This window comes from Flavobacterium ginsengisoli (assembly GCF_029625315.1).
Lineage (GTDB): Bacteria > Bacteroidota > Bacteroidia > Flavobacteriales > Flavobacteriaceae > Flavobacterium > Flavobacterium ginsengisoli.
In genome coordinates this window covers 4,908,977-4,924,366 of record NZ_CP121110.1, presented here as the reverse complement: position 1 = coordinate 4,924,366, position 15,390 = coordinate 4,908,977, and the positions used below count along the sequence as shown (strand labels likewise).

At 35.6% G+C, this 15,390-nt stretch carries 10 protein-coding genes and 1 pseudogene; all 11 read right to left on the bottom strand.

Annotated elements, in window-relative coordinates; genetic code table 11:
- Nucleotides 1–4 precede the first annotated feature (4 nt).
- On the bottom strand, nt 5–3,208 hold the full coding sequence (locus P5P87_RS23430) for a LamG-like jellyroll fold domain-containing protein (RefSeq protein WP_278020768.1): 3,204 nt from the start codon (nt 3,206–3,208) through the stop codon (nt 5–7).
- Between the two features lie 94 nt (nt 3,209–3,302).
- On the bottom strand, nt 3,303–4,490 hold the full coding sequence (locus P5P87_RS23425; RefSeq protein ID WP_278020767.1) for an AGE family epimerase/isomerase: 1,188 nt from the start codon (nt 4,488–4,490) through the stop codon (nt 3,303–3,305).
- A gap of 118 nt (nt 4,491–4,608) precedes the next feature.
- On the bottom strand, nt 4,609–6,648 hold the full coding sequence (locus P5P87_RS23420; RefSeq protein WP_278020766.1) for a GDSL-type esterase/lipase family protein: 2,040 nt from the start codon (nt 6,646–6,648) through the stop codon (nt 4,609–4,611).
- A 196-nt stretch (nt 6,649–6,844) separates the two neighbouring features.
- Nucleotides 6,845–8,081 (bottom strand): annotated as a pseudogene (locus P5P87_RS23415) (MFS transporter).
- A gap of 39 nt (nt 8,082–8,120) precedes the next feature.
- Nucleotides 8,121–9,281, bottom strand: coding sequence for a galactose oxidase (locus P5P87_RS23410; protein ID WP_278020765.1), 1,161 nt, complete (start codon nt 9,279–9,281; stop codon nt 8,121–8,123).
- Nucleotides 9,282–9,312: 31 nt separating this feature from the next.
- A complete protein-coding gene (locus P5P87_RS23405; RefSeq protein WP_278020764.1) occupies nt 9,313–9,579 on the bottom strand; it encodes a beta/alpha barrel domain-containing protein in 267 nt (88 codons plus the stop codon).
- Nucleotides 9,557–10,234: a dihydrodipicolinate synthase family protein gene (locus P5P87_RS23400; protein WP_278020763.1), complete on the bottom strand. Its 678-nt coding sequence runs from the start codon at nt 10,232–10,234 to the stop codon at nt 9,557–9,559. Before P5P87_RS23400 ends, P5P87_RS23405 begins: the two co-directional genes overlap by 23 nt.
- 95 nt (nt 10,235–10,329) lie before the next feature.
- Nucleotides 10,330–11,088, bottom strand: a complete 759-nt coding sequence (locus P5P87_RS23395) for a RagB/SusD family nutrient uptake outer membrane protein (protein ID WP_278020762.1) — start codon at nt 11,086–11,088, stop codon at nt 10,330–10,332.
- Nucleotides 11,012–11,794 carry a RagB/SusD family nutrient uptake outer membrane protein gene (locus tag P5P87_RS23390; RefSeq protein ID WP_278020761.1) on the bottom strand — a complete coding sequence of 261 codons (783 nt, stop codon included), beginning with the start codon at nt 11,792–11,794 and terminating at the stop codon, nt 11,012–11,014. The genes P5P87_RS23395 and P5P87_RS23390 overlap by 77 nt, the downstream gene beginning before the upstream one ends.
- Before the next feature lie 18 nt (nt 11,795–11,812).
- Nucleotides 11,813–14,521, bottom strand: coding sequence for a SusC/RagA family TonB-linked outer membrane protein (locus P5P87_RS23385; protein WP_278020760.1), 2,709 nt, complete (start codon nt 14,519–14,521; stop codon nt 11,813–11,815).
- Nucleotides 14,448–15,248, bottom strand: a complete 801-nt coding sequence (locus tag P5P87_RS23380; RefSeq protein WP_278020759.1) for a carboxypeptidase-like regulatory domain-containing protein — start codon at nt 15,246–15,248, stop codon at nt 14,448–14,450. Before P5P87_RS23380 ends, P5P87_RS23385 begins: the two co-directional genes overlap by 74 nt.
- Between the last annotated feature and the right edge of the window lie 142 nt (nt 15,249–15,390).

Genomic DNA, 15,390 nt, shown 5'->3' with positions numbered 1-15,390 from the left:
AATTTTATTTCTTTATAATTTTACTGTTAAGTCCAGTATTTGAATCTTTTACATTTAAAAGATAAATTCCTTGAGGCTGGTCTGCCAATGAAAATGATATCTCTTTTTCGTTCAAATTTAAAACGGAAGTTCGAATTAATTTCCCAGTTAAATCGAATAATTTAATTGCGACAATTCCAGAAGCATTATTTACTTTGATTTTAACTATATCCTTAACAGGATTTGGACTTACTTCAACACTAAATTCGTTGTTTTCTATTACAGTATTTTCTGTTACTTTTTTTGCTGATAAAGAACTTGATGGAGGCAAAAATGAATCAGCTCCGCTTGTAAGCCAGTTTAATGAGAAACGGACAAAATACATCTGATAAGTTGAGCTTTCGCCATTTTCATAATAAATGCCAATTGTTCCGTCTGGCAAAATAGTAAGACTCGAATAAGCAGATGCTCCAGGAAATATTGTTTTTGGCGAACCCCAAGTTGTTCCTTCATCTGTACTCATTTGCACGCTTACATTTTTACGGTCGCTTGAAAATGGAATTGAATGCAATAAGCGATTTTTATCGTAACCATCAAGTGTTGAAGTATAACGAATAAAATCACCATCACAATTTGGATCTGTTATACTTGTTTGATTATAAGCTGTTCCCCATGTTGCTCCTTTATCTGTCGAGATATTAAAACGGCGTGTTCCCGGATTTCTTATACTCATCATAATGTTTCCGTTATTCAATTCTACCACTTTTGCTTCATCTCCATCTATTTCTGCTCTCTTTGTCGATGCTGTCCAAGTAATACCGTGATCGGCACTTGTAATTAAATAATTACTAATGCGTTCTGTTCCTGAAACATTTTCTCGAACTGCAATTGCGGCAACAATTTTACCATCACGTAATTGATGTGCTCTGCCAGAAGCAACAAACAATCCTTTCCAATTTGGGTTTGGTCCGTAGATCTGACTTGTAATATCTACAGGAGTTCCCCAAGTTACGCCGTTATCCGTACTATGAATTACCAAAACCTTTGCAGGAACCGCATTAGTTGAAGCAAAAAAGCCTTTATCTGCAGAAACTAAACACAATAATTCTCCTGTCGATTTATCTAAGACCAAAGCCGCATCTCCTGCTCCGGTTGCCGCTCCAAAATTGGCAATTGTTAATGGTGGAGACCAAGTTTTTCCGTTATCGGTACTTCTACGCACAACAGGATCTATTTTTGCTGATAAATCTCCTGAGCCATTCCATCTTTTATCTGTTACCGTTACCAGCGAACCATCGGCAGCAGTGATGATTGCTGGAATACGATAACTTGCAGAACCTGCATCTCCAGGCGTAAATAAAAGCGTATTGGTTAATAATATTACTCGGTTTCCAGATACTGTATTTGAGGCTACATTATAAGTTATTCCGTTTGCAACAATTGACTCGCAGGTTGCATCTAATAAATTTCCTTCAGTTGCTCCAGCTGAAACATCGTAAGTAATCCAAAAATAATTATCTCCAGAAGCCAATGCTTTTGATCCGTTTACAATAAGATTTCCGCTAGAAGGTGTAACATTTCCAAATAATGTTGCTGTTGTCGGATTAAAAATTGCTGTGCTTCCGCTTGAATATATTTTAATATTTGTAACGTCGCTAATATTGGTAGTTCCTGCCATAGTAAACTTTAAAGCACTTACCGTCAACGGATTTAAATTGCCCGAAACAGAAGCTCTAACCGCTATAATTCTCTGATCTGTATCTCCTAAACCTGTTGGTAATTCTGTCTGAATCAAAGAGATCGAATTTATCTGCATTTCATTCGTCTGCGCAATAACAGAAGCTCCATTCATTAATGTTCCTGGATGATTATTCCCTGAAATATCTGGAACCGTTGTACCACTTATATTTTCAAAATCCCAAGCGGCAATTAATCCAGTTTCTGTTCCCGTTATTGCAACTGTCTTATCGGTCAAAACTTCTGCTGCAGTCATAGCTTTGCTCCAAAAACGAATGTCATCGATTTGGGCATTCATATAAGAAGAAAAATTACTTATCGTGCCAAAAAACAAATCTCCTGTATTTGAAACTGTATTTGTTCCTCCAATGTTAGACGATGTTTTAGTTTGTCGCAAAACACCATCAACATAAATTTTACAGCTTGTGGTGGCAACATCAACCACCATTGCCAAATGATGCCAAACATTGTCTGCAATACTCGAAGTCCCGTACGGCGGGCCTGCTGCTCCTGCGCTTGTCGTTAAATTTACTCCAAACTGTCCTCCTCCTGCCGAAGTATTATTTATAAATTCATATCCAATTCCAGAACCATTTGGACGTTTGCTCAAAATACGTTTTCCGAAATCGCCCGTTTTTATTCTGCAACTTATGGTTAAATTTTGTCCAGCCGCCAAGTTAAAATCACTATGATTTGAAACTAACATATAATCATTTACTCCGTCTAAATTTAAAACCATCGGAAAAGCATTTGGAAAAGTAACAGATCCAAAAAGAGTTCCCGTATGACTATTTCCTGAAACATCTGGAACTGACGTGCCGGTTATATTTTCAAAATTCCATGTCGCCAAAAGATCTGTCGCAGGTCCATTAACAACTGCTGTCATATCTGCTTGCAATTCAGTTGCTGTCATTGCTTTATTCCAAACACGTACATTATCAATCTGTCCTGCCCATTTGTAGCTGTTGGAAGCGTCTGAAGTTGCACCAATAACGAAGCTTACAGCATTAGAAAAATCGGAAGTTACAGAAGTAAATGTTTTTCCTGTATTGGCTAAAACTCCGTCAATGTATCCATACATAGTTCGGTTACTCGAGGCATCCATAACCAAAGCAATATGATGCCAAGTTCCGTCTGCGAGAGAATTAGCAGAATAGCCTGCTGTACTTATGTTTGCTGGAGTTCCAGTACCACTCATGTTCATGGCAAACTTTCCTGCATTTGTGCCGTTTCCTGTCCAAAATTCATATCCGTTACCAGAAGTGCCATTTCTTTTAGCAAAAATTCTTGGTGTTCCAGTATTGGTTGTTGTTTTAATCCAACAGGTTACGGTTTTATTTTGACCCGAACCAAAGTCTAAATCCGGATGATCTGCCACTGTCATATAAGTTGAAGTACCATCAAGATTTAAAACTTTACCACTTTGCGCTTTTGTATTTATACTGCATAAACACATCAAACACAAACAAAAATAGCGTAATACATTTTTCATAGTTTTTAATATTTGGTTATAAATTGGTTAAAAAGCATTAAAAAATAATAACGAAAAACTTGATGACTGGCGGATAAATCAGGATAAGCGGACTTTAATTTTTCTCAAGATAATCGTTTAATATTTGTGTACAATACCATTCCTGACGAGGCAAATGAAATGGTCCTTTATAAAGATTACCTTTGGCAGTTTGAGCTACGCTTCCGTCTCGGTGCAAATAGCCAAACCATTCCCCATTTTCTTTATCATGAAATTTACTATACGAGTAATCGTGAATCATTTTATGCCATTTTGCATATTTCTCATTTCCTGTCATGGTATAAGCCAGTAAGGTTGCAATAATCACTTCATTATGTGGCCACCAGAATTTCATATCCTGCCAATATTCCTGAACAGGATTTCCATAAACATCAAGGAAATATAGAATTCCTCCGTGTTCTTTATCCCAGCCTCTTTCCCACATATAATCGAGCATTTTACACCCTAGTTCAATTAAATGTGGATCGTTATTTCTGTATTTTGCTTCATGCAGAATAAACCATGCACCTTCTATTGCATGTCCAGGATTTAAAGTGCGTCCGTCAATATGATCAATTATAGAACCGTCTGGAGCAACTTGTTCCATGACACATTTTATATCGTCTTTTACAAAGTCATTTTCGATTTCGGCTATCCATTTCATAATCCATTCATCACAACGCGAGTCGCCAATATTTTCTCTTATTTGCTGTGCTGTATTGATCATAATCATAGGAGAGCCAATTCCTTTTGAAGGTCTTGTTGAAGTATATTTTGGTTCTAACAAACCAGGAGTTGTTGTATATTTTATGCACTCTCCAAAAAGATGTCGCGCTTGTTCTGCTGCGGCTTCATCTCCACTTGCTTTGGCGTAAGCACTCATCGCAATTGTCGCAAATGTTTCAGAAAAATAATAACGGCGTTTACGAATTGGGCTTCCATCTTGAGTGACGTGAAAAAACATTCTTCCATCAGTATCAAAACAATGTTGATTAATAAAATCGATTCCCGATTTAGCGCCATCAAGCCATTCTTGCTTTGGCTCTATTGTATTATAAAGTGTTGCTAAAAGCCAAGCTGTGCGCCCCTGAAACCAAACCGATTTATCTGTATCAATCAAATCTCCAGTTTGGTTCCGCATCAATAAGTAACCGCCATGCTCGGTATCTATAGATCGCGGAAACCAAAATGGCACTGTATTATTTAGTAATTGGTTCTGATAAAAGTCTTTTAATTCTATTAAATCAGTTTTTGAATAGCTCATTTTTGATATATGTTTTTTATGCCCGAAAATAAATTCAGGTTCAGTTATAGATAGGTGAAGTCACTTTAGCTGAAAAATCAGGTCAGCCAAATGAAAAATATAGATATAGAGATACTTTCTAGTTTTTGCTTATAGAATTCAGTTTAAGCTTAAAAGTGGAACATGGGAGACTGGCTTCGTTTACCAAATTTGCTGTTGTATAAGGTTTCCAAGCGTAGAAAACTTCATTAACTTTTTCGCCATTCGGAATACTAATCTCGACTTGATCTTTTATAATTTTTGCTTTGGTTTCAATCCGAATTCCTTTCTCGGTAACTAATTCAAAACCGATTAGGTCTTTTTTATCTGCGGTGTATAATTGTTTTGCATTCGAAAAAGAAACTAGAATTGCATCTCCTTTTTGAATTGCTTTTAAAGGAATTGGTCCGTTTGCTATTATTTTTTTGCCGTATGTATTTTTTAATGCCAATAACGCTAATCGCTCCCCAATTTGCCTTTTCTTTATTGGATGAACATTTGTCTCTTCTCCAAAATCCATACTAACAGCCATGCCACTATTAGGAATTTCTTTTTGAATTCTATTTTGTGCATCTCTAAATTCTGGCCACGATGGTCGATTAATTCCTGATAATTGCACAAAATAAAATGGCAATGAACCTCCCCAAGCGTTTCTCCAATTTTTGACTAATTCTGGCATTAAATGTTCATACAATTCAACATTATGTGCATTGCTTTCTCCTTGGTACCAAATAAATCCCTTTATCGGAAACGCTGTAAAATGCGAAACGCCTGCTTCGTAATTGTAACAAGGATCATAAGGATGGCGCTGTTTTGGGTTTATTGCGTTTTTTAAATTTTCGTCTGCTCTAGAGCGTACCCAAGGTCGCAAGAAATCAGATTTTCTCCAATTTGTTAATACGTCTACTACTTTATCATCATGCTCCAAAGTATATCTCTCAAACCAAGATTCTATTGGAGAACCGCCAACGGCAACTTCTATTAATCCGATTGGAATATTTTCTTCGCGAATAATGTTTTGACCAAAGTAAAAGGCTACTGCCGAAAAATCTTTGGCACTTAAAGAATCGCATGTTTTCCATTTTCCAGAAAAATATTTCAACTGATTTACTTTTTCTAAAGTAATCGAGTCAAAAGCTTTTTCGTTTGTTTCTTGAATAGCTTCAAAATTGAATAATCTAAGGTTGGTGTTCTCAACCGCTTTCTTTACTTCAGAGATTCCATTTTCAGATTTTTTTAGAGGAAAAGCCATATTAGATTGTCCTGAACAAAACCAAACATCTCCAATTAAAATATTTTTTAAAGTGATTTTTTTATCTAAAGTTGAAATTGAAATTTCGTGAATTCCTCCAGATTTCATTGCTGGAAAAATAACTTTCCATTTTCCTGCTTCATTTGTTGTTGCAATTTCTTTTTTATCATCAAAAACTACTTCAACTTTTTCTCCTCCATTTGCATTTCCATAAATTAGAATCGGCTGGTTACGCTGTAAAACCATATTATCGGTAAAAACAGTTCCTAATTTTAAACCTCCAAAATCTTGGGTAACATTTTCGTAAACTGTCTGTGCTAAGATTTTTGCCCCTTCTTTTGTTGGATGCAAGGCATCTGGAAAAAGATCTGGACGCGAATATAATTTTTCGTGAAGGTCAATTAAATGGACTTTATTTGGTTTAGCTATTTCATTAATATGCTCCTGAATTTGCCAAAACCAATCTCGGGTTCCCGATTTAAAACGAGGATGTTCATTGAAAATCGGAGTCATACGACAGATAAAGATTTTTACATTCGGATTCTGTTTTCTTAATGCATCAATCAGCCAAAAATAATCGGCATTAAAATCTTCTTTGTAATTCGGCCAGTTCCTCGGATCAGTATCATTTAATCCCAAATGAATAATTGCAATATCCGGCTGATAGGCAATCGCATCAGAGCATTCTTTAGTTTTATAATAAGGTTTACTCCCTTTTTTTAAAAGAGTTGCACCACTGTGTCCAAAATTTCTAATTTCATAACCATTTCCCATTAAAACCTGCAATTGCGAAGGATAAGATTCTGATTGCGGGTTTGCCAACAAATATCCCGCTGTAACAGAATCTCCCAAACAAGCCACTTTTACAGTCGTTTTTTGTGCATTCATTTTAAATGGAATGACTGTAAAAACTATTAATAGGAACAGAAATAAATTTCGTTTTTGTGTTCTCATTTTTTCTTCAAATTCTATTAAAATTGAGGAATCATGAGCCGAGCGAAACGGCAAGGCTTCGCCCAGGCTTATAAAACCAAAAAACCTAACTAACAAATCTAATTTTTAAAAAAGGGTAAATAATTATGCTTTAGGCCTCTTCAAAATCGTTTACTTTTGGGCGCAAAAAACTAATTTGTGTTATAAGGGCAATCAGTACGATACCGGCCATCAAAGAAAAACCATAACCCAAATTACCAGTATCGGCTGATTTACCTAACAAAGAGGTGACCAATGCGCCACAGCCAACTCCTGTCATATTTAAAATACCATAAGCCGTAGCCCGATATTTTGAAGAAACAAATTGACAGATAATGGGCATATTGTTTGCGTCAAACATTCCGTATCCTATACCAAAACACAAAACTGCGCCAACCACGTGAAGCAACGAATGCCCAAATCCGATCAACATTAATGCGGGAATAGTTAAGCTTAAACCTATCGCGCTAGTATAAATTCTTCCTTTTATATTTTTTTGAACCCATTTATCTGATAAAATTCCACCGAACACAACTCCCAATAAAGAAGAAAAATGAAATTGTAATCGTTGCTAAAGGCCCAGCCTGATCCATTGAAATACCTAAATTGTCTGAGAAAAGCGTTGGAAGCCAGTTTTTAGTTGCCCATCCCGGTAAACTTATAATCGCGAAATAGAAAAGAATTACCCAAAAAGAAATATTGGTAAATAATAGGGCTAGACCTTTTAGCAAAGAAACTTTTTCGTGTGTTTTATTAAACTCTGGATCAAAAACCTTTGTCTTTTTCTCAAATAAAAAGAAAACCAAAATGATAGAGTAAACCACGCCTACAATTCCGAAATGATGAAAAGTAGAATGCCAAGAATATCTTGTCGCAATTGTTGCTCCAAAGCCACCTAAAGCCGAACCAACATAAAGCCCTGTCATGTGGATCCCGATGGCAAGTGATCTTGTTTTTTGTTGATGATAATCGGCAATTAAAGATAAACCAGCAGGAATGTATAAAGCTTCGCTCACGCCCATAATGGCTCTTAGCCAATAAACTTCATCGTATGTTTTGGCATAACCCATTGCATAGGTAACTGCAGACCAAACAAATAAACTCCCAATAATTAGCCATTTTCTATTTAATTTATCGGCGATAATTCCAGAAACTGGACTCATCAAAGCATAAATCCAAAGAAAAACTGCCATTAAGCGTCCAAAATTTTCTCCTGAAACTAATTCCGGAATGTCACTTTCCATTGATGGTCTCATGGTTGCGAGCATCTGCCTGTCCATGTAGTTTAATAAAGCTACAATCCAAAGTAACGCGACTACGAGCCAAGGATAATATTTAGAGTTTTTCATTTTGGTTTTTGGTTTCTTTTTGGTTTGTTATTTTCTTAATTATTTGATAGTGCCTAACATAATATTCGGAGTTCGAATTCCAGGTTTTATTTCTCCATTTGATAAAACAATTTTATCGTTCCAAAGTACTGCTGTTGTCGTGACATGAGCCAGAAATGGCAATTCGCCAATTTTTGTCCATTTATTTTTTAAAGTATCGTACAATAAAACGGCATTGTAAAATCCTTGATGTGTTGTATTTAAGATATTTTTTTCGGCAATTAATTTTGCCTTTTCTTCTTCTGAAGCTGTCTGTGAAATTTGAGATAAATAGGTTTCTATTTTATGAAATGTTTCTCCGTTATCTCCTCCGGTAATAATGATATAGTGTTTCCCAAAAGCGACTCCTGCTCCTGCTGAAAAATTGGTCGTTTTCTTTCCGTCCGTTATAATTGCTTTAGTTTCCCAAATTTGTTTTTTCAGGTTGAAAGCCAATGTTGTGTTGTGCAAATCACTTATTCCAGAAGCTGTTTTGGTTCTTCCTCCAACAACATAAATAATTTCATTCTGAAATACTGCTACTGAATTTGCCAATGCAAAAGGTAATTTTGGTTCTGATTTCCATTCTGGTTTGGCTTTATTTAAATCAATGCTAAAAACCAAATCGGAACTTTTTGTGGCTTCATCGCCGCCAATTGCATATACTACATTGCTTACATTTACAAGAGCAATATTGGTTATTTGGATTGGAAAATCGGGCAGTGCTTTTATTTCAATTTCATTTTTTTCAGAATTCCAATTTAAAATATGTGCTTTGTTGGATAAACCATTTTCATTTTCTCCTCCAACGTACACGATTCCTAAACTGGTTGAAACATTGCCGCAATACGCAATTGGTTCTGGTAATTCTGCTATTGATTTTTTATTCCAATGAAAGGTTTTATCGTTTTTTTCTAAAACATGAATTTCTTTTGAATAATGCTTCTTTCCTCCTTCCCAAGGCATTTTATCTTGAAAATTTGCTCCTCCAGCTACAATTAAAACATCATTTGTCACGCCATTAATTGGTCCTGCAAAACCTAGAGAAAGACTTCCATCGGCATTTTGAAGCTGCGCTGCTTTTTGCCATTCTATTTTTGAAATATTTTTTTGTTGCGAAAGACCAACTGTTGCTGACATAATTGAAATAGTAAGAATTGAGAAAGAAAAAAATCGATTCATAGTTGTTTGTTTTAGCCGAAAACGAAACGTATTATTTTGATTTAAAGGCGTCAAAATTTAAACCTGCAACATCTTTTTTGAATAATTCAAATTGTTCTGCACTCATGTTTTTGACTGGCAATCTGAATTCTCCTAAATTATGTCCAACCAATTTCATGTAGGCTTTTCCAACTGAGATTCCGCCATACTTTCCTAAGAAACGAATCATATCAATTGACTTCTGCTGTAACTTTCTGGCTTTCGTTAAATCATTAGCATTAAAAGCATCGATTAAATCATAGTACAATGGTGCGAGCATAATTAAAAGTACTTCCAACAGCGCCTTTAGCACCTAAAACTAATGCTGAAAGCATGTTTTCGTCACGTCCCCAAAGCATATCGTATTTTCCGTTTTCATAACTCATACAGCTCTGAAAATCCATAAAATCTTCATGTGTATATTTTACTCCTGCAAAATTTGGAAGTTTTCCATCCAAAACTCTTACCAAATCAAACATTGGAATATTTACTCCTGTCAAGACTGGAATATGGTAGTAATACAATGGCATGTTTGGAACACTTTCTCCAACTTTGATACAAATTTCTGCCAGCGTATCTACGTTTCCTGGTTTGAAATAAAATGGCGCAGTTATAGAAACCGCGTATAAACCAACTTCATACGAGTATTTAGCTAGTTCGATACAGTCTGTTAAACAAGTTCCGCCAAGGAAAACCATTACTTTAAAATCGGCATCGTGATTAGAACAATCTGCCCATGCTTTAGCAACCGTTTTTTTCTCTTCTAATGACATCGAAACCCCTTCGCCAGTAGAACCAATTATAAATGCTCCTGTTACTCCATTTCTTTTTAGAAAAGTATAATAAGCTGGAATCAGGCTCACATCCAATTTTCCACTCTCATCAAATGGAGTAAATGGAGCTGAAATAAGACCTTGTAAATGTTCGATTTTCATGACTTTTATTTTTTAATTTTTTCGTTTTATCAAACTGGAAAAGTTTTCATTTCCAGTTTGATTTTAAACTTTAGTTTTTTTATTCTTTGTTTCGTTTAATTGGTATATCCTGGATTCTGAACAATTTTAGGATTGAAATTGATTGTGTTTTGAGAAATTGGAAACAGTACTTGTTTTCCTGCCATTGACGGAACTATACTTGTTTTATTAAAACGAACAATATCCCACCATGATTTTCCTTCAAAGGCCATTTCTTTTAAACGCTCTCTTAAAATCACATCGTCATTTGCTGCCGGAGTATCATTTGTAAATGAAGCCGATGCGTCAGCTCTTTTCATTACCAAATTCATTTCTGTGGTTGGATCCTGACCTAAAGCGTTTTTAATCTCTGCTTTCATTAATAAAATATCTGCCCAACGGTAAATAATGATATCACTCACAAATCTTCTGATTGTTCCGTCTACAGTTCCATTATATTTTACCAAACCTGTAACTACTGGAGTTGTACCGTTATATAAAGTTAAATACGTTGCGTCTTTTCTGGCATCTGTAGTCGCAAAATTGAATCTTGTAATGTCTGGCTGTACTCTCGAAATACCAGCATTTCCTGAACCTGTTCCTAATGTACCGAAAACGGCCGTTGCCTGTGCTGATGTTAATGGTGCAAAATCACTTGGTCCAACAAACATAAACTGATTCCAGTTATCTAATAGTGATGACGTTAAATCGGCTAATGAATAACGAACTGCAAAAAGCACTTCGGCATTTCCTTTTTTGTCAAAAGCAAAAACATCTTTGAAACTTGGCATTAAAGTCGGTGTTCCCGGAATTGCATTTATTGTCTGCCAAAGCATTATTTAAGTCTGCTGTTCCTCCGTTTAATTGTTTTGCTGTCCATAAATTCACTTCTGCTTTTAAAGCATAAACTGATGGAAGAGCCAATTGCGTTTTGTTATTGTTTGCATCGGGAAAATTAGCAATGGCCTGATCAATATCTGATTTAATAAAGGCAAATGTTTCTTCAATCGTATTTCGCGGAATAATGTATTGCGACTGATTGGTATTTTCTGTTGGTTCTGTTACAATTGGCACTCCTCCCCAAGAACGCGCCATAATGAAATAACATAACGCACGCATGGTATAGGCTTGAGCAATATATCTTTTTTGCTCTTTTACTGTTGATGGACTAAATGTAATTTTTGGCACATATTTTAAAACCAAGTTTGCCGAATGAATTACAGTATACAAACCAGCCCAATCTACATCTATATTTTGTGGTGTAAGATTGTTGTTATAGTAATTTGCCAATGTTAAAGGAGACTGAACTCCGCCAGTAATTTCTGCACTTCTTGCTCCTCCTAACAAATAATAATTTTGCTGTGTCTGAATTCTAAAGTTTACATACATTCCGTTTACGCCTGCTTTGGCGTCATCTTCTGTTTTCCAGAAACTGTCAGATGTAATAACACTATCAGATGTTAATTCTAAATCATCTTGACAAGAATTAAAAAGAGAAAGACTTGAAAAAAGTATTGTGTATAAAAGAAATTTCTTTTTCATGATTTTTTAATTAAAAATTTACAAACTGATATTTAAACCAAGAATAATGTTTCTAGGCACTGGGTAAGTTCCTGTAGAACCAGCTGCGTTTAATCCTAAACTAGATCCTCCGTCAATACCTTGTACTTCTGGGCTTAACCCTTTGTATTTTGTAAAGTAGTATAAATTACTTCCTGTAACATACAGACGAAGTGATGTCAAACTTGCTTTTTCGATAAGTGTTTTTGGAAAACTATAACTGAACGTAATTTCTCTTATGCATAAATAATCTCCGCTTTCGTAGTAACGGCTGTTACCTTGGAACATATTGGTATTGTAAGCTGCTCCGCTCGCTTCAGATCTGAATAAGTTGTTCTGATTGGTTTGATCTGCCCAACGGTAACGAGGAACATCTGTAATATCTCCTTCTTTCTGCCATGCTTGTGCGCTTTCTGCCAATAATCCGTAGTTACCTTGAAACTGACCTAAGAAACGTGCTCTTGCTTCGTTGTAAATTGTTGCTCCTAAAGAATAATCTGTTCTAACTGTTAGAGAGAAACCTTTGTATGAAGTATCAAAATTGAAACCTCCTACGAATGTTGGGAACATATTCCCCATATATTGTCTATCTCGGCTATCAATGATTCCGTTATTGTCTGTATCTTCAAAAACTGCGTCTCCAGCAAATTTTCTTCCATCAGGATTACCACCATTTGCGGCCGTTTTCGTTACATAAGTATCGTGAACTTTTGCGTTGTATGCATCTGCTTCTGCTTGAGTTGACAGAATATATAATTGTTTATGAGCGTAGAAGTTTCCAATTTTTTGTCCTTCCTGTAAACCTCCCACATAAACATATTTGCCACTTTTTGCATCCCAGATCTCAGTTCCTCCAATTCTATTATTTCCATTTCCATTAAATGGAAGTTTTTCGACTGTATTGGTATTGTGCGAAACGTTTGCTCCAACATTTACTTTCCAATCATTTTTATTGTAAACATTTGCCTGAACTTCTAGCTCAAAACCTTTGCTTCTTAATCCTCCTAAATTGGTCAAAACAGTTGAGAAACCACTATTTGAAGGCAAAGTCAGATTTGTCAATAAGTCTGATGTCAATTTGTTATAGAAATCTCCAATGATTCTAATTTTATCTTCGTTTAATCCGATATCAAAACCACCATTTATCGTTTCAGATTGTTCCCATTTCAATCCTGGGTTTGCAATTTGAGAGTTGATAATCGCCGATTGTCCATTGTAGCTATTTGGAAGTCCGTTTGTAGTTCCTGCATATAATCCTCCAGCTTGGAAATCTCCTAAAGTTCCTAAGTTTCCGTTTACACCATAACTTCCACGAAGTTTAAGAGAAGAAAAGAATTTTGGCATTGTGTTGGCCCAGAATTTCTCTTCCTGCATATTCCATCCTGCCGAAATCCCAGGAAAGAAACCATATCTATTGTCTGGTCCTAAACTTGATGAACCATCATAACGAAATGAAGCTGTTGCAAAATATCTGTTTTTATAATCGTAATTAACACGTCCGAAAACACTATTTAAAACCAATTTGGTATTGTTGCTATAAACCGAAACCGAATTGGAGATGAGTCTAAAGTCTGCGCTAAATCTGAAGGGCTTCCTTTTCCTGCTTGCATTAAAATATTTAATGGTTCTATCGTATTTTGAAACTCCTAGTTTAGCATCAAAGTTTCCAATATTTTCCCAATCTTTTTTATAAGCAAAAACTCCTTCGTATTGCACTTGATAGGTTTGATTGCTCAATCTTGTTGCAGTTCTTGTATTATCAACCAAACCGCTGCTTCCGCTTAAAAATGCCTGTTGAAAAGTATTGTCATTTTCATTTTCGCTGTATAATGAAATGGCTGGTGTGAAAGTAAAATCTTTTGCAAGTCTTAATTCACCATCTACGCCCATCTGAAGCTTATCGTTTTCATTTTTGCCTTTAACTTTCCCCATCTGGTACAATGGATTTCCGTTAATGTTGTTTTGTCCTGGAGCTAAAGTTCCGTCTTCTAAATATAGTTTTGTAGTTGGTGAGTTTCCTAAATATCTATTGAAAACTACACTGTTAGCCACAACCTGATTGTTACTTGCTTTTGAGAACAAAACACGTCCGTTAATTGTAAAATTGTCCGCAACTTTTAAAGAAGCGTTTAATTTACTGGTAAACCTTTGGTATCCTGTGAATATCGTAATACCATCACCTTTTAAATATCCTAAACTCAAATCGAATACGCCTGTGTCTGTTCCACCGCTAAAACCAAGTGTATGGCTTTGTGTAATAGCATCTTGAAATAAAATATCATTCCAATCGGTACTTTTGTACATAATCGTCTTGCTTGGGTTTAAAGGATCTGCAATTTCCTGCCAGCCTTTTGCCTGAAGTGTACTTATGGTTTCTGCAGATAAATTAGATTTTAATAAAGTAGCAAACGGAGTATTGTTTTCTAGATTATTTCCTGTACCTGCAGGCGTAGCACCGGTCAATTGTCCTAAACGTGCGATACCAGTAGTTGTAGAAAGTCCTGCAAGTTCGGCTGCATTATACAATCCTTCACGCTGCATTTTAATGTAATCGCCTCCATCCATAAAATTGTATTTTTTACCAATTCTACTGTTTTGAGTTGAAACATTATAAGTAACTTTTAGCTTTCCTGCCTTACCTGTATTTGTAGTGACTATGATTACACCATTTGAAGCTCGTGCACCATAAATAGAAGTTGCAGCAGACATCTTTAAGTACTTGAAGTGAAGCAATATCTAAAGAGTTAATATCATCGATCTGATTTCTAATGACACCATCAACAATATATAAAGGAGTTGCGCCAGAAGGATTATCTATTGAAGTACCTCCACGAACAATTACATTGGAAGCTTTTCCTGGCTGTCCCGAAGAAGTTTTTACAACCAAACCTGTAACGCTTCCTTGTAAAGATTGCGTAACGTTTGAGTAAGGTACGTTTTCAAGTACTTTTTTATCCAGTTTAGAAACTGCAGTACTTAAAGTTCTTCTGTTTTGAGCTCCATATCCTACTACAATCACCTCGTTCATTTGCTGTCCTATTTCTTTTAAGACAATGTTCAATGGACTTCCCGTAATTGCAACTTCTTGATCTTGTAATCCTATATATGTAACAATTAAAGTTGTTGCATTATCTGGGACTTCAAAAACAAAATTTCCGTCAAAATCTGTTTGAGTGCTTATGTTTGTTCCTTTTGCAACAATATTTACACCTGGTAGCGATTCGCCTTTTTCATTGGTTACTTTACCAGTAACTTTCTTCTGAATTGGGTCATTCTTTTTTACATTTTTATCCGTAAACACAACGCTTTTTTCTGTGCTAGCAGACGCTAATTGCATAGTAAAAGCTAAAAGTAACGTAGAAGTAAGTTTAACAACTTTTACGTGTTTAGGAGTAAACCTAAAATTTTTAGGCTTACTTTTAGGCAATAATTTCATACTTTTGTAATGGTTTGGTTAATAAAACTTTGTTAAGGTCAATTTATTTATTTCCAATCAACCGTTCTGATGAAGAACAAGCCAGCAATGTTCACAGCATTGGCTGGCTTTTTTTATGATCAAAAAACAATATTTTTATCCA

Excerpts from the sequence above, each read along its gene's own strand:
- P5P87_RS23400 (WP_278020763.1), bottom strand. The coding sequence starts at position 10,234 with ATGAAAATCGAACATTTACAAGGTCTTATTTCAGCTCCATTTACTCCA.
- P5P87_RS23385 (WP_278020760.1), bottom strand. The coding sequence starts at position 14,521 with ATGTCTGCTGCAACTTCTATTTATGGTGCACGAGCTTCAAATGGTGTA.
- P5P87_RS23380 (WP_278020759.1), bottom strand. The coding sequence starts at position 15,248 with ATGAAATTATTGCCTAAAAGTAAGCCTAAAAATTTTAGGTTTACTCCT.
- P5P87_RS23420 (WP_278020766.1), bottom strand. The coding sequence starts at position 6,648 with ATGAATGCACAAAAAACGACTGTAAAAGTGGCTTGTTTGGGAGATTCT.
- P5P87_RS23395 (WP_278020762.1), bottom strand. The coding sequence starts at position 11,088 with ATGCTTTGGCAGACAATAAATGCAATTCCGGGAACACCGACTTTAATG.
- P5P87_RS23430 (WP_278020768.1), bottom strand. The coding sequence starts at position 3,208 with ATGAAAAATGTATTACGCTATTTTTGTTTGTGTTTGATGTGTTTATGC.
- P5P87_RS23410 (WP_278020765.1), bottom strand. The coding sequence starts at position 9,281 with ATGAATCGATTTTTTTCTTTCTCAATTCTTACTATTTCAATTATGTCA.
- P5P87_RS23390 (WP_278020761.1), bottom strand. The coding sequence starts at position 11,794 with ATGAAAAAGAAATTTCTTTTATACACAATACTTTTTTCAAGTCTTTCT.
- P5P87_RS23405 (WP_278020764.1), bottom strand. The coding sequence starts at position 9,579 with ATGCTCGCACCATTGTACTATGATTTAATCGATGCTTTTAATGCTAAT.
- P5P87_RS23425 (WP_278020767.1), bottom strand. The coding sequence starts at position 4,490 with ATGAGCTATTCAAAAACTGATTTAATAGAATTAAAAGACTTTTATCAG.